This window comes from Nitratidesulfovibrio sp. HK-II (genome assembly GCF_003402415.2).
Classification (GTDB): domain Bacteria; phylum Desulfobacterota; class Desulfovibrionia; order Desulfovibrionales; family Desulfovibrionaceae; genus Cupidesulfovibrio.
In genome coordinates this window covers 3,024,958-3,039,779 of the sequence record NZ_AP036014.1, presented here as the reverse complement: position 1 = coordinate 3,039,779, position 14,822 = coordinate 3,024,958, and the positions used below count along the sequence as shown (strand labels likewise).

At 67.8% G+C, this 14,822-nt stretch carries 16 protein-coding genes; 7 read left to right on the top strand and 9 right to left on the bottom strand.

Annotated elements, in window-relative coordinates; translation table 11 throughout:
• Positions 1-12: 12 nt before the first annotated feature.
• From RVX_RS12705 to RVX_RS12670, 8 genes are all read right to left on the bottom strand, one after another.
• Positions 13-324: a hypothetical protein gene (locus RVX_RS12705; protein ID WP_116306220.1), complete on the bottom strand. Its 312-nt coding sequence runs from the start codon at positions 322-324 to the stop codon at positions 13-15.
• The gene (locus RVX_RS12700; RefSeq protein ID WP_116306218.1) at positions 321-1,802 is read right to left on the bottom strand and encodes a type II and III secretion system protein family protein; all 1,482 of its coding nucleotides are present in this window, start codon (positions 1,800-1,802) and stop codon (positions 321-323) included. Before RVX_RS12700 ends, RVX_RS12705 begins: the two co-directional genes overlap by 4 nt.
• Positions 1,799-2,623, bottom strand: coding sequence for a Flp pilus assembly protein CpaB (gene cpaB, locus RVX_RS12695; protein WP_116306216.1), 825 nt, complete (start codon positions 2,621-2,623; stop codon positions 1,799-1,801). The genes RVX_RS12700 and cpaB overlap by 4 nt, the downstream gene beginning before the upstream one ends.
• Before the next feature lie 12 nt (positions 2,624-2,635).
• Positions 2,636-3,226, bottom strand: a complete 591-nt coding sequence (locus RVX_RS12690; protein ID WP_116306214.1) for a prepilin peptidase — start codon at positions 3,224-3,226, stop codon at positions 2,636-2,638.
• Positions 3,227-3,425: 199 nt separating this feature from the next.
• On the bottom strand, positions 3,426-3,602 hold the full coding sequence (locus tag RVX_RS12685; protein WP_172596574.1) for a Flp family type IVb pilin: 177 nt from the start codon (positions 3,600-3,602) through the stop codon (positions 3,426-3,428).
• Between the two features lie 42 nt (positions 3,603-3,644).
• Positions 3,645-3,821, bottom strand: coding sequence for a Flp family type IVb pilin (locus tag RVX_RS12680; RefSeq protein WP_007526891.1), 177 nt, complete (start codon positions 3,819-3,821; stop codon positions 3,645-3,647).
• Between the two features lie 52 nt (positions 3,822-3,873).
• On the bottom strand, positions 3,874-4,050 hold the full coding sequence (locus tag RVX_RS12675; protein WP_116306212.1) for a Flp family type IVb pilin: 177 nt from the start codon (positions 4,048-4,050) through the stop codon (positions 3,874-3,876).
• A gap of 480 nt (positions 4,051-4,530) precedes the next feature.
• Positions 4,531-6,051 (bottom strand): sigma-54-dependent transcriptional regulator, encoded by a 1,521-nt coding sequence (locus RVX_RS12670; protein ID WP_116306209.1) that lies wholly within the window; start codon positions 6,049-6,051, stop codon positions 4,531-4,533.
• 470 nt (positions 6,052-6,521) lie between these two features.
• Here RVX_RS12670 and RVX_RS12665 point away from each other — a divergent pair, with 470 nt between their 5' ends.
• From RVX_RS12665 to RVX_RS12640, 6 genes are all read left to right on the top strand, one after another.
• Positions 6,522-7,118, top strand: coding sequence for a hypothetical protein (locus RVX_RS12665; RefSeq protein ID WP_116306207.1), 597 nt, complete (start codon positions 6,522-6,524; stop codon positions 7,116-7,118).
• Between the two features lie 595 nt (positions 7,119-7,713).
• A complete protein-coding gene (locus RVX_RS12660) occupies positions 7,714-8,841 on the top strand; it encodes a branched-chain amino acid ABC transporter substrate-binding protein (protein WP_043609823.1) in 1,128 nt (375 codons plus the stop codon).
• Positions 8,842-9,083: 242 nt separating this feature from the next.
• Entirely contained in the window at positions 9,084-9,989 is a 906-nt protein-coding gene (locus RVX_RS12655) for a branched-chain amino acid ABC transporter permease (RefSeq protein WP_116306205.1), read from the top strand.
• A complete protein-coding gene (locus RVX_RS12650) occupies positions 9,986-10,981 on the top strand; it encodes a branched-chain amino acid ABC transporter permease (protein ID WP_116306203.1) in 996 nt (331 codons plus the stop codon). The genes RVX_RS12655 and RVX_RS12650 overlap by 4 nt, the downstream gene beginning before the upstream one ends.
• Positions 10,978-11,745 (top strand): ABC transporter ATP-binding protein, encoded by a 768-nt coding sequence (locus RVX_RS12645; RefSeq protein ID WP_116306201.1) that lies wholly within the window; start codon positions 10,978-10,980, stop codon positions 11,743-11,745. Before RVX_RS12650 ends, RVX_RS12645 begins: the two co-directional genes overlap by 4 nt.
• A gap of 142 nt (positions 11,746-11,887) precedes the next feature.
• Positions 11,888-12,604, top strand: a complete 717-nt coding sequence (locus RVX_RS12640; RefSeq protein ID WP_116306199.1) for an ABC transporter ATP-binding protein — start codon at positions 11,888-11,890, stop codon at positions 12,602-12,604.
• A 224-nt stretch (positions 12,605-12,828) separates the two neighbouring features.
• Here RVX_RS12640 and RVX_RS12635 read toward each other — a convergent pair whose 3' ends face one another.
• Positions 12,829-13,233, bottom strand: a complete 405-nt coding sequence (locus tag RVX_RS12635; RefSeq protein WP_116306197.1) for a response regulator — start codon at positions 13,231-13,233, stop codon at positions 12,829-12,831.
• A gap of 398 nt (positions 13,234-13,631) precedes the next feature.
• Here RVX_RS12635 and purT point away from each other — a divergent pair, with 398 nt between their 5' ends.
• The gene (purT, locus tag RVX_RS12630; RefSeq protein ID WP_116306195.1) at positions 13,632-14,813 is read left to right on the top strand and encodes a formate-dependent phosphoribosylglycinamide formyltransferase; all 1,182 of its coding nucleotides are present in this window, start codon (positions 13,632-13,634) and stop codon (positions 14,811-14,813) included.
• Positions 14,814-14,822: the final 9 nt, after the last annotated feature.

The following is a 14,822-nucleotide window of genomic DNA, read 5'->3' as shown; positions in this document are numbered from 1 at the left end:
GGCGGCCTCTTGCTATTTCGTGCCGATCTTGAGGCGGACGGCGTTGCTGTCGTCGGGCTTCTTTTCGCCTTCGCGCATGGTTTTCATGGCGCGCTCGGCCACGCGGCCGTCCAGGCCCACCACGGGGTCGTCATCCGCCGGGCCGGGGTTCAGGGTCTGGGCATCGCGCTGGGCGCGAAATGCCTCGCCCTGCTCGACCTTCCATTCGGAAATGGGAGATTCCCTGGAGGGCCCGGCGCAGCCCGCAAGGGCCATGCACGCGGCCAGCAGCAGGGCCGGAAGCAGGATGGCGGTACGTGAGGTGCGGATGCGTGCGGCGATCATGGCTTGCTCCCTTGCGCGTGGCCGGATCCGTAACCGGGAAGCACGTGTCCGAACTCGCCTTCCATGCCCGAGGGGGCATCGGCCGGGCTGCGAGCCGGGGTGTAGGCGGCGGGGGCGGTGATGGCCGGGGCCTCGCCCTCCATCTTGCCCTGCAGGAAGAATTCGAATTCCGAGGGCTCGCGAAAGCCGTCGGTGGGCAGCTTGGCCGTGGCGCCGTCCAGCGGCTTGGCCAGGCGCGGGGTGACGATGATGACCAGTTCCGTCTCGTTCTTCTGCCAGTTGCTGGAACGGAACAGCGTGCCCAGCAGGGGCACGTCGCCCAGCACCGGGTACTTCTTGATGTTCTCGCGCACTTCGTCGCGCAGCAGGCCCGCCACGGCAAAGCTCTGGCCGTCGGCCAACTCCACGGTGGTGGCGGCGCGCCGGGTGGAGATGGCGGGAATGGTGAACCCGTTGATTTCGATGACGTTGGCGTAGTCCAGCTCCGACACTTCGGGGCTTACGCGCATGCTGATCAGCTTGTCCGAGACCACCGTGGGGGTGAAGCCCAGGGTCACGCCGTACTTCTTGTACTCGATGGCCACGGTGCCCAGGCCCTGCGGCACGGGGATGGGTATCTCGCCCCCGGCCAGGAAGTCGGCGTTCTCGCCGCTGCGGCAGATCAGGGTCGGTTCTGCCAGCACCTTGACCAGGCCGTTCTGCTTCAGCACGTCCAGGAAGCCCATCAGGTTCACCTGGCCCGAGGTGATGCGGAACATGCCGTTGACGTTGGAACTGGGTATGGCCGCGCTGGGACCCACGTCCACCACGCCTTTCTGGCTGTCCAGGGTGAACAGCTGGCTGAGCATGGTGAAGGCGAAATCGTTGTTCCAGGCGTAGGTGAGGTCGATGCCCAGGCGCTCCAGCACCGTCTTGCGCATCTCGGCCACCTTCACTTCCAGCATCACCTGGTGCACGCCGCCCACCTGCATGAGGTTGGTCACCTTGTCCGGGGCGTACAGCCTGGCCATGTCCAGGGCGGTGGTCATGCCGGCGCTGCTGCGCACGGTGCCGGCCAGGGTGATGGATTCACCCACGGCCATGACCATGATGTCCTTTTCGTCGGGCAGCACCCGGTGCAGCATTTCCTTCAGCTGGGCCAGGTCCGGGGTGACCTGGATGTCGTAGACCTGGGTGATGGCCCCGGCCGCGTTCCACAGGGTGAGGGTGGTGCCGCCCGGCTTCTTGCCGGTGATGTAGACCTGCTGCGGGGACAGCACGACCACGCCCGCTATGCCTTCGTCGGCCACGGAAACCCGGGCCGCGGGCTGCGCGGTGCGCACCACCATGGACTTGCCCACGGCCAGCGGCACGGCCTGGGGCGGGGCATCGGCCAGGGCTGCCTGCGCCGTGGCCAGCAGAAGCGCCAGCAGCAGGACGGCCAGAAGGGCGGGACCGGCGGGGGCCGCCGCGCGGGTGGGGGATGCGGGGCGGCTCATTGTTCGAACCTCAGCGTTGAACGTTCGGTGCCGGAGATCATTTCCACCGTGGTCTCGCGGGTCTTGCGCACCGGCTTGCCCTCGGGGGTGCTGGTGAGCAGGGCCAGGGTGCCGGGCACGTCGGTGCCGGGGGTGAGCACCTTGGTGTCGTCCGCGGGGTTGCGCAGGGCGAAATGCAGTTCGCCGCGCGAGGCGGCAAGGGCCAGCGGCTCGGCCTGCTGGGGGGTAATTTCGAGCGTGTACACGTCCACCGACGAGGTGGAGGTGTCGTCGCCCTCCTGCTTCAGTTCGTTGCCGGTGGCCAGCACCCGCACGTTCTCGAGCACCAGCTTGGTGCGCGACTTGGACTTCTCGCGGGTTTCGTCGTCGATGGTCACCAGCACGTCCACGTGGTTGCCGGGGCGGATGAACCCGGAAAGGCCCAGGACCTTGTTGCCCTTCACGGCCACGGCGCGCATGCCCGGGGCGATCAGCGTGCTGACGCCGCCGTGCGCCTCGCCGTCCTGCAGCAGGCGGGCTTCGGTGATGGGCTCCCCTGCGGCCACCGGGGCGGAGAGCACGCGGCCCACGGGCATGGCGTCCTTGCCGAAGCCGCCGGAGGGCGCGCTGGCCTTCAGGAAGGGGGCGAGCTTCAGTTGCTCGGTCTTCAGCTTGGCGCCGCGCGGCACATCGGCGGCGGCCACCACCAGTTCAACCTGCTCGGGGGCGGCCACCTGGGGGGCGGCGGCGCGGTTCACCTGCATGAAGCGGAACACCAGCACGCCGGCCACCAGGGCCAGCACCAGCGCAAGGGAAATCTGGATGAGTGAGGAAGCGCGCATGGCGGCACCCCCCTACAGGATGGCGGCCCAGGCGGGCAGCAGCGAAGCCATGGCCGTGGGGAAGGCGGCCTGCGCGGTGGCGAGGCCGGTGCCCAGCGCGATGGCCACGCCGTAGCACAGCCGGGGCAGACGGGCATTGGCGGTGGCGGGCACGTAGTCGAAGCGGCCGGTGACGGCCAGCAGTTCCACCGAGACGCGCAGCGAGCGCAGCACGGCGCGCAGCTGCGGCAGGTGGAAGGCCAGCACGCCGAGGGCGTACACGCCGCCCGCGAGGCTGGTCCAGATGAAGGCGCGGAACACGGTCTCGGCGCCCAGGAAGGCTCCGGCGGCCGCCAGCAGCTTCACGTCGCCCGCGCCCATGACGCGCAGCAGGAAGGGGATGAGCATCAGGCCAAGGCCCAGGCCGAAGCCGGACAGGGAGAAGAGCAGGCCGTCCCAGGCGCCGGAAAGGCCGCCCGCGTGCGCGCCCAGCGCCGCGTTGCACACCACGCCCGCCAGCATGGCGGGAAAGGTGAGCCAGTTGGGAATGCGCATGGCGCGCAGGTCGGTGGCCACGGCCACCAGCAGTACGGCGGCGAGGGGGGCTGCAAGGATGGGGTTCATGGATGCTCTCCTCTTGTAACCTGGGGTGGCCGGGGAAACGGGGTGTCGTCGTTTCCGGGCGGACGGCCCTGGCGGCGTTGCCGTTTCGGGCGGGTTCTCCATCGCAAGGTCCGCGCTTTCGATGGCGAAGGGGCCGGGGGTTCGCCCCGGCCCCTCCGAGTGCAGCGGTGGCGGGGAGCCGATTCGCCGTCGCGGGGTGCTACGAGCCGGGGGTGGGCATCTTGGAGTCGATGTACGAGAAGGTGGAGCTCACCTTGGTGCCGAGGGCGGTGACGGCGGCAACGATGACGGCGGCGATGAGGGCTGCGATGAGGCCGTATTCCAGGGCGGTGGCGCCTTCTTCTTCACGGACGAGGGCGGTGATGGACTTCAGCATGATCTTACTCCTTTCGGGAATTTGCGCGATTATAAACGGGGGCTACGAGCCGGGGGTGGGCATCTTGGAATCGATGTACGAGAAGGTGGAGCTCACCTTGGTGCCGAGGGCGGTGACGGCGGCGACGATGACGGCGGCGATGAGGGCGGCGATGAGGCCGTATTCCAGGGCGGTGGCGCCTTCTTCATCATTGATCAGGCGGGCGATGATCTTCGACATGGCTGTTCTCCTGTGATTCGTTCGTTGATGTTTGCTGCGGTCGCGCCGTGGGCTACGAGCCGGGGGTGGGCATCTTGGAGTCGATGTACGAGAAAGTTGCGCTGACCTTGGTGCCGAGGGCGGTGACGGCGGCGACGATGACGGCGGCGATGAGGGCGGCGATGAGGCCGTATTCCAGGGCAGTGGCGCCTTCTTCGTCATGGATCAGGGTGGCGATGCGTTCAAACATGGTGTCTCTCCTGCGTGGGGGCTGTTGGTTGGCCGGGGGGCCGTTGTTGCTTCCCATTCAGCAACCCGCGTGCCAAGCTGCGTCATGCAAAACGTAATACGCGTTAACATTCTGAAACAGTGCGGAATATTTTTTAACATGCCCCTGAACGGGCTGTTAGAACGGGTGTAGCCGGGCTGGGCGGGGATGCGGCGGGACCAGGGACGGGGGCAGGAATCCACGAATCATAGAGTGGGGGATGCGGCGAAGCCGCGCGGAAGGACGGGCAGGGGCGGGAATCGTAACGGCGGGGCCGGGATGGATGCGAATCTAGGAATTGTGGAGTGGGCAGGACATGAGGGTGCGCGGGCGTGACGAAGGGCGCGCAACACGGGGCGGAACGGGGGGGGCGTCGGCATGCGGGGAATGGTGGCGGGGGGATGGCGTGCGAATGGCGGTGGCCGGGTCTGGACGGCCTGCGGAAGGCGCGGCGGGTGGAATCTAGGATTCGTGGATCAGGGGCAGCTCGTTGCGCGGCTTGATGCCGTGCTTCTGCAACTTGGCCCACAGGTTCTTGGGGGTCAGGCCCAGCAGCACGGCGGCCTCTGTCTGGCGGCCTTCGGCGCGGCGCAGGGCATCCAGCAGCAGGTTGCGCTCGACCATGCGCATGGTTTCGCGCAGGTCGATGGGGCCGGAAAGGGCCGCCCCCGCGAAAGTATGGGGCGGCGGCGCACAGACGGGCGTTGTGTCTTCAGTGTGCGTGGAAGCCGCTGCGGGAGGCAGGGGCGGGACGTCCGCGTCGGCGCTGGGTGGGGGGGCAGCGCCCGTGGCCGCCTCCAGATACACGCCGGGCGCGCGGCCCAGGGCGCGGTCCACGTCGGGGGCGTCGATGGGGCCTTCGGCGGCGATGGCGGCGCGCTCGATGACGTTGGCCAACTGGCGCACGTTGCCCGGCCAGTCGTAGGCGCACAGGGCGGCCACGGCCGCCGGGGTCAGCCCGTGCACCGGCAGGCCCAGGGTGCCCTGCAGCCGCCGCACCACGTGCTGGGCCAGCAGGGGGATGTCCTCCTTGCGGTTGCGCAGGGGGGGCAGATGCACCACGGCCACGCCCAGGCGGTAGTACAGGTCTTCGCGGAAGGCCTTTTCGCGCACCCTGTCGGCCAGGTTCTGGTTGGTGGCGGCGATGAGCCGCACGTCCAGCGAAACGGGCCTGCGGCCGCCCAGGCGCTCAACCTGCTTCTGCTCCACCACCCGCAGCAGCTTGGGCTGGATGGCCAGGGGCATGTCGCCTATTTCGTCCAGCAGCAGGGTGCCGCCCTGGGCCAGTTCGAACTTGCCGGGCTGGGCGGATGCCGCGCCGGTGAACGCGCCCTTCTCGTGGCCGAACAGTTCGTTTTCAAAAAGGTGTTCGGGAATGGCGGCGCAGTTCACCTTGATGAACGGGGCGGCCGCGCGGGGCGAGAGCGCCCGGATGGTGTCCGACGCCAGTTCCTTGCCGGTGCCCGATTCGCCCATGATCAGCACGGTGGTGTCCAGCGGGGCCACCTTTTCGATGAGCGCCTTCACCTCCATGATGGCCCGGCTTTCGCCGATGATGCGGCTGGCCGGGCCGTCGCGGCGCAGCGAATCGCGCAGGGCGGCGATTTCGGCCTGCAGGCGGCGCTTTTCCATGGCCCGGCGGATGACGATGTCCATTTCCTTCAGGCTGAAGGGCTTGGCGAACACGTCGTAGGCGCCCAGCTTCACGGCCTCCAGCGCCAGTTCGCGCGTGGAGAAGGCGGTCATGACGATGATGTCGGTGCCGGGTGCGGCGGCCAGCAGGTGGGGAATGGCCTCCACGCCGGACATGCCGGGCAGCATGACGTCGGACAGCACCAGGTCGAACCCGCCGCCGCGCAGCAGGGCAATGCCGTCCTCGGCGCGCCCGACCACGGTGACGCGGTGGCCGCGTTCCTCCAGCGCCTCGCGCAGCATGGACTGGAAGGCGGTGTCGTCTTCTATCAGCAGGATGTGGCCGCTCATGCGTTGCCGTTCGCCCGGATGCCGGTGGATGGGGCGGGGCGCGCGCCCCGTGGGTGGGCAGGTGCGCGTCCCTGCGCGGCGGCACGGCGGCGAGGCCGGACGTCGCGCGGACCGAGCAAGCGTACAACGGACCGCCGGGGAGGGCAAACGGTTAGATTTGCACGCCTGTCAGGGCATCCGCCTTGCGGCGGTCGGATGGCGGCTTGCGCGGTCCATGCGGCGTCCGGCAACCCGCGCGCGGGGATTTCCGTTCGGGCGCGGCGCAAGGGGTTGCCGCGCCTCGGGACGGTGGGGTAGGTGAGAGGCCCGGCCCGGGCCGGCCCGGACGGCCGCAGCCCGGCCCGCTGGCGGATCTGCCGACACGCCGTCCGTCACCGGGCCACTGCCGGCCGGACGTGCGCCAAACGTCCGCTGAACCCTGGTCAACCGGCCGTCCGCCGGACCCAACCACAGCCGCACAGGAGTTTTGCATGCAGCTTGGCCGCATGGCGCGCAGCGCCCTTCGCCCCATGATCGTCGGCACGGACGTGCAGGCCTTTCGCGAGCATTGCGGCGGCAGTCTTGGCGGGCTGTTCCACTGCATGCGCTACCTTGGCCCGCGCCTGTTGTGGGACGGCGGCACGGGCGAATTCGTGGACGAGGCGGGCTCGGCCGTGGCGGATCTGGACGCGCTGGCCGGGGAACTGGCCCAGCTGCGCGACGCCGTGGGAGTGGCCCTGACGGGGAGCCCATCCGCCGCCATCCCCGTGTCCATGGACGGCACGCTGCTGCGCGGCCAGGACGGTTCCGCCCATTACCGTATCTGCGACCTGATCCACCCGGACCTGCCGGTGTGGCGGCAGGTGAACCTGCTGGCCGACCTGTTCTGCCAGTTGGAACGCAGGGTACCCCACGTGCGCCCGGTACCGCACGAACATACCCCGGCCATGAAGACGGACACCCGCGTGGCCCGCTGGCTGGCCACCTGGAAGCGCCCCGGCTGCGGGGGCGTGCTGCTGAAGCGCCCCGAACTGGTCTACACCCCCGGACGGGAGACCCCGGACGCCTGTTCCGTCGCCATGCGCTAGACGCCTGCGGCGTCGTCATGCGCTAGACGCCTGCGGCGTCGTCATGCGCTGGACGCCTGCGGCGTCGTCATGCGCTGGACGCCTGCGGCGTTGTTTTCGGGTAATCGCCTGCGGCGTCGTCATGCGCCGACCGCACGCGGCCAGCGCCCTCGCTTGGCCATCCGCACCTATGGCCGACCACTGACAAGCCCCGGACTGTCCGCCCACCTTCCGCCGACCGTTTGTCTCGCACCGCGCGTCATGCCTCTGTGCCTGCATCCGGCATGTCTCCCGCCCCCGTCTTCCATGCGCCGGGCGTGCCCCGGCCGGGCCACCGCGCCCCGTTCTTCCGCCCCGATGATTGGCATGACGCACAGTTATCGTGTCAGAGGGATTGCTTTTCTTCGGCTTTTTCCGCAAAATGTCGTTTAGCGGCCCGCATCCGACGCGGGCCGTCCGCTCGGGTTGACAATATCGTCGACAAAACATGTCCATCCACAGGGACGGTACCACGGCGGGACAGTCGTCCGCCGTGTCGCACCATGCGAAGAGGCGAGGAAAAGGTATCGGGGAAACAGTCTAGCGAGGAATCCGCGGGTTCCCGGGAGGTTTCGACATGAAACACGTGATCAAGGCGCTGACGCTCGCACTTGCCGCTTCGCTGCTCATGGCCGCCACGGCCTTTGCGGCGCCGGTGAAGATCGGCCTCATGTGCCCCCTGACCGGCAAGTGGGCCAGCGAAGGGCAGGACATGCGCAACATCGTCACCCTGCTCGCAGATGAACTGAACAAGGCCGGCGGCATCAACGGCAACAAGGTCGAGTTGGTCGTCGAGGACGACGGCGGCGACCCGCGCACCGCCGCCCTGGCCGCGCAGAAGCTGACCACCTCGGGCGTCATCGCCGCCATCGGCACCTACGGTTCGGCGGTCACCGAAGCCTCCCAGAGCATCTATGACGAAGCGGGCGTGGTGCAGATCGCCACCGGCTCCACCGCCGTGCGCCTGACCGAAAAGGGCCTGAAGCGCTTCCTGCGCACCGCCCCGCGCGACGACGAGCAGGGCATGGTCGCCGCCAAGCTGATCAAGGCCAAAGGCTACAAGGCCGTGGCGCTGCTGCACGACAACTCGTCCTACGCCAAGGGCCTGGCCGACGAGACCAAGGCGCTGCTGGACAAGGCCGGGACCAAGATCGTGTTCTACGACGCCCTCACCCCGGGCGAGCGCGACTACACCGCCATCCTCACCAAGCTGAAGGCCGCGAACCCCGACATCATCTTCTGCACCGGCTACTACCCCGAAGTGGGCATGCTGCTGCGCCAGAAGATGGAAATGAAGTGGAACGTGCCCATGATGGGCGGCGACGCCGCCAACCATGCCGACCTGGTGAAGATTTCCGGCAAGGAAGCGGCCAAGGGCTACTTCTTCCTCAGCCCTCCCGGACCGCAGGACCTGGACGCCCCGGCGGCCAAGTCGATGCTGACCGCCTACAAGGCCAAGTACAACGGCGTGCCCGGCTCCGTGTGGTCGGTGCTGGCCGGTGACGCGTTCAACGTCATCGTCGAGGCCGTGAAGTCCACCGGCAAGGCCGATTCGGCCGCCATCGCCGACTACCTGAAGACCAAGCTGAAGAACTACCCCGGCTTCACCGGTCAGATTTCCTTCAACGAGAAGGGCGACCGCGTGGGCGACCTGTACCGGGTGTACGAAGTGAACGCCAACGGCGAATTCATTCTGCAGCCGTAGGCACCGCATGCACGACGGGGCGGGCGCTGCCGCCCGCCCCGTTTCACCGACCGCCGTCCCTCCGCAGCATGGTGGGCATGGGCCGGCGGGCGGACGATGAAACCACGGGCCGCAAGGCCGTACCGGGGCGCAGCCGCCCCATCCGCAGGCGGACCCTTACCGGGGTCCGCGTTTCGCGCCGCGCGCCGCCGGGCCATCCGCCCGGGCCGCGAGCCAGCGGGGGAAGCAGCACAGGAACGTCTATGGAAGAATTCTTTCAGCAGTTGACCAACGGTCTTGCGGTGGGGGGCATCTACGCGCTCATCGCCTTGGGCTACACCATGGTCTATGGTGTGCTCAAACTCATAAATTTCGCGCATGGCGACCTGTTCACCATCGGGGCCTATCTCGGCTTCACGCTGTTCACCGCCTTCGGCCTCGCGGGCTGGGTATCCGGGCCGGGCGGCGTGGTGCTGGTGCTGGTCATGGTCATGGGGCTGGTGGCGCTGATCGGGTTTTTGCTCGAACGCGTGGCCTACCGCCCCCTGCGCTCTTCCAGCCGCCTGTCCGCCGTGGTTTCCGCGCTGGGGGCCTCCATTTTCTTCCAGAATGCGGTCATGCTCATTTTCGGGGCCAAGTTCCAGGTCTACCCCAACGACATCCGGCCCAGCTACGTGCTGTCCATCATGGGCATAGACGTGCCGCTGGTGCGCATCATGATGATCGCCGCCTCGCTGGCGCTGATGCTGGCGCTGTACTGGTTCACCCAGCGTACCCGCATCGGCGCGGCCATCCGGGCCACGGCCATTGACCAGGGCGCGGCCAAGCTCATGGGCATCGACGTGAACCGGGTGATCTCGCTGGTGTTCATGATCGGCCCGGCCCTTGGCGGCGTGGCCGGGGTGATGGTGGGGCTGTACTACGGCCAGGTGGACTTCACCATGGGCTGGGTCTACGGGCTGAAGGCCTTTACCGCCGCCATCCTTGGCGGCATCGGCAACATTCCGGGGGCCATGGTGGGCGGCCTTTTGCTGGGCGTCATCGAGGCGCTGGGCGCGGCCTACATCTCCATCGCGTGGAAGGACGCCATCGCGTTCCTGGTGCTCATCCTCATCCTGATCATCCGGCCCACGGGCCTGCTCGGCGAAAGGGTGGCCGACAAGATATGACGGTGTCGCGCACCACGAGCTATGCGGGCCTCGCGGTGGTGGTGGCGGTGCTGCCCCTGCTGCTGGACCCCTACTGGACCGACGTGTTCGTCAGCATCGGGCTGTATTCCGTGCTGGCGCTTTCGCTGAACATCATCCTGGGCCAGGCGGGCCTGTTCCACATGGGCCACGCGGCGTTCTACGCCGTGGGGGCCTACGTGACGGCCATCGCCAACACCATGTGGGGCGTGCCCGTGCTGTGGGCCATGCCCTTCGCCGGGTTGGCCGCCGCGCTGTTCGCCATGTTGGTGGCGCGGCCCATCATCCACTTGCGCGGCGACTATCTGCTCATCGTGACCATCGGCATCGTCGAGATCGTGCGCATCGCGCTGATCAACAACGTGTTCGGGCTCACCGGCGGGGCCAACGGCATCTTCGGCATCTCGCGGCCGACGGTGTTCGGGTTCAAGATCGCCAAACCCATCCATTTCTACTATCTGGTGTGGGCCTACGTGGCGTGCTCCATCCTGCTGTTCCGCAGGCTGGAGAATTCGCGCTTCGGCCGCGCCCTCAACTACATCAAGGAAGACGACACCGCCGCCGAGGGCAGCGGGGTGAACACCGCCTCGTACAAGCTGTGGGCCTTCGTGCTGGGTGCGTTCTGGGCGGGCATGACCGGCACCATCTACGCCGCGAAGATGACCATCATCTCGCCGGAATCGTTCTCGTTCTGGGAATCGGTGGTGCTTTTCGCCATCGTCATTCTGGGGGGCGGTTCCAACCGTGGCGTGCTGCTGGGGGCGTTTCTGCTCATCGGGCTGCCGGAGTTTTTCCGCGAATTCGCCAGCGCCCGCATGCTGGCCTTTGGCCTGGCCATGGTGGTGATGATGATCTTCCGGCCACAGGGCATGCTGCCGCCCATGCCGCGCTTCTACAAGTTGCCGGAGCGCATCCGCTGCGTGACCGGCAGGGACGGCGGCGCGGCCGCCGCCCAGGCGGGGGGTGAGGCATGAGCCTGCTTGCGCTGCGCAACCTGACCAAGACCTTTGGCGGCCTGGTGGCCGTGAACAGCGTGTCGTTCGACGTGGCCGAAGGGTCCATCGTCGGGCTCATCGGTCCCAACGGGGCGGGCAAGACCACGGTGTTCAACCTGATCACCGGCAACTACAAGCCCGATTCCGGCGACATCTTCTTCGACGGCCGCACCATCAAGGGGCTGCCCACGCATTCCATCGTGCAGATGGGCATCGCGCGCACGTTCCAGACCATCCGGCTGTTCCAGAACATGTCGGTCATCGAGAACGTGCTGGCGGGCTGCCACTGTCGCATGCAGTCGGGCATGCTGGCCGCCATGCTGCGCACCCCGGCCCAGAAGGCCGAGGAACGGCACGCGCTTACCCGGGCGGCGCGCGAACTGGATTTCGTGGGCCTGGCCGACGAGCACGCCAACCTGGCCAAGAACCTGTCGTACGGCAACCAGCGGCTGCTGGAGATCGCCCGCGCCCTGGCCACCGACCCGCGCTTCATCATTCTGGACGAACCTGCCGGAGGCATGAACGACCAGGAGACCGCGGCGCTCATCGACACCATCCGCGCCATCCGCGACCGGGGCATCACCGTGCTGCTCATCGAGCATGACATGAGCCTGGTCATGAAGGTGTGCGAAAAACTGGTGGTGCTGGAATACGGGGCGCTGCTGGCCGAGGGCGCGCCGGCGGCCATCAAGGACGATCCGCGCGTCATCGAGGCGTATCTTGGTGTTGATACAGATGATTAGTCCGGACTCCATGTTGCGTGGGCGGCACGGCCACCAGTCCGGAAACGGCGGTTACAGCCGCTTCCGGCGGATGATCGACAACTGTATTGCCGGAACATGCCCCCCCTGCGGGCCTTGGCTTTAACGGGTACCGGGAGAGACGATGTTTCTGGAATTGCGCGACCTGCATGTGAAGTACGGCAACGTCGAGGCCCTGCACGGCATCAACGTGCATGTGGACGAAGGCGAGATCGTGACCATTCTTGGCGCCAACGGCGCGGGCAAGACCACCACGCTGATGTCCATCAGCGGGCTGGTGCAGCCCAGCCAGGGCGGCATCTATTTCAAGGGCAAGGCCCTGCACGAGATGCCCAGCCACGCCGTGGTGCGCGAGGGCATCACCCAGTCGCCCGAGGGGCGGCGGGTGTTCGGCACCCTGACCGTGCTGGAGAACCTGAACCTTGGCGCGTTCACCAGCAACGACAAGGCCCGCATCGCCAGGACGCGGGAATGGATCTTCGAGCTGTTCCCCCGCCTGCACGAGCGCAAGGACCAGCTTGCGGGCACCCTGTCCGGCGGCGAGCAGCAGATGCTGGCCATTGGCCGCGCGCTCATGGGCAACCCCAAGGTGCTGCTGCTGGACGAGCCCTCGCTGGGCCTCGCGCCCATCCTGGTGAAGTCCATCTTCGAGACCGTGCGGGCCATCAACAAGACCGGCATGACCGTGGTGCTGGTGGAGCAGAACGCCCGCGCCGCGCTGAAGCTGGCCACGCGCGGCTACGTGCTGGAGGTGGGCCGGGTGGTCATGGAGGATTCGGCGGCGAACCTGCTGGCGAATCCGGAGGTGCAGGATGCGTATCTTGGCGGCTCCGGCCATTAGGGGCATTGCCACGCTGCGGTCTTTCGCCCTCTGGCTGCGTCAGATTTCGCTTTTTACTCCGGTCACGTACGGCAAGAGTACGCTCCCTTCGTAAAAAAGCTCATCTTCCTTGCCAGAGAACGAAATCCTCGCAGCGTGCCGCTTGGTGCCATGCAAGGTTGGAAAGACAAAAGGCGCTCCGGGAACGGGGCGCCTTTACTTTGGGCGGGGTGGACAGGAACTGTTCACCCCGCCAGATGGGCGGCAATGGTGCTCATGAGGTCCTGACGGGAGATGGGCTTGGTGAGCAGCCCGTTGCAGCCCGCTTCGGTACAGCGGCGCAGGTCCTCGTGGCGGTCGTGGGCGGTCAGGGCCACGATGGGCACCGGGGGGCGGCCCAGCAGGCGTTCTTCCTCGCGCATGGCGCGCACCGTGTCCGTGCCGTCCATGTCCGGCATCACCACGTCCATCAGCACGAGGTCCACGGGGTGTTCGCGAAAGATGCGCAGCGCCGCGTGGCCGGAATCGGCCTCCATGCAGCGCAGCGGCGTGTCGCGCAGCAGAAGCAGCAGCAGGGCGCGGTTGGGGGCGGCGTCATCGACGATGAGCACCGTTGCGGACGGAAGGGGAGCGGCGGTGGGGGTGGTCATCCAGAACTCCGGAAAGCGGGCCGTGGCCCGGCCCGGCTAAAGGGATGCCGGACGTGCGCTGCGGGCGGCGGTTGCAGTGGCGTTGGTCCGCCCGATATGTGTTTCGCATAGCGCATGAACGCCCGCACTCGCAAGGTGGGGTGCCGTGACGCCGCAGTTGCGGGAATGGTGCGGGGGGTGGCTTTTTCCGGCGCGTGCCGCCCCCTTTCGCGTGCCCGGCGCGTGCCGTCCCTTTGCATGTCTGACACGCCACCACGGCCTTCCTGCCTCTATTGCTTCTGTTGCCCCTTTTGCCCCTATTGCCCCTATTGCACGGAAGGGGGCGGCATGGCACATCCGTGCGGTCGGACGAACCCCCCTTCCTTTCACAGCATGCCCACGCGGCGCAGGAGCAGCACATGGTCACCATCGGCACCCCCAACACCCCTTCCGCAACCCGCATCCTGCTGCTCGGCTCCGGCGAACTGGGCCGCGAAGTGGCCATCGAGGCCATGCGCCTCGGCGTCGAGGTGATTGCCGTGGACCGCTACCCCAACGCCCCCGCCATGCAGGTGGCCCATCGCAGCCACGTGGTGTCCATGCTGGACGGCGCGGCCCTGCGCCGCATCATCGAGGCGGAGCGCCCCCACTGCATCGTGCCCGAGATCGAGGCCATCGCCACGGAAACCCTGCTGGAACTGGAGCAGGAGGGCTTCCGCGTGGTGCCCACGGCCCGCGCCGCCCGCCTGACCATGGACCGCGAAGGCATCCGCCGCCTGGCGGCGGAGGAACTGGGCCTGCCCACCTCGCCCTACCGCTTCGCCGAAACCGAGGCGGAATACCGCGAGGCCGTGGCCGCCGTGGGCCTGCCCTGCGTGGTCAAGCCGGTGATGAGTTCGTCCGGCAAGGGGCAGAGCACCGTGCGCACCGAGGCCGACGTCATGAAGGCCTGGGACTACGCCCAGACCGGCGGCCGCGCGGGCGGCGGCAAGGTCATCGTGGAAGGCTTCGTGGACTTCGACTACGAAATCACCCAGCTCACCGTGCGCCACGCGGGCGGCACCACCTTCTGCGACCCCATCGGACATCTGCAGAAGGAGGGCGACTACCGCGAATCGTGGCAGCCGCAGCCCATGAGCCAGGGTGCCCTGGACGAGTCCCGGCGCATGGCCGGGGCCGTCACCGAGGCCCTTGGCGGGTGGGGCATCTTTGGCGTGGAATTGTTCATCAAGGGCGACAAGGTCTACTTCAGCGAAGTTTCGCCCCGCCCGCACGACACCGGGCTGGTGACGCTGATTTCCCAGAACCTCAGCGAATTCGCCCTGCACGCCCGGGCTATTCTGGGGCTGCCCGTGCCCGCGCTGCGCCAGAACGGCCCCGCCGCCTCGTGCGTGGTGCTGGCCGAGGGCGACAGCACGTTGCCCAGCTACCACGGCATCGAGGCCGCCCTGGCCGAGCCGGACACCGGACTGTGCCTGTTCGGCAAGCCCGAGGTGCACGGCAAGCGCCGCATGGGCGTGGCCCTGGCCCTTGGCGCAAACATAGAGGACGCCCGCGCAAAGGCACGCCGCGCCGCCGCCGCCGTGCAGGTGGAACTGTAGCCGCTGGCG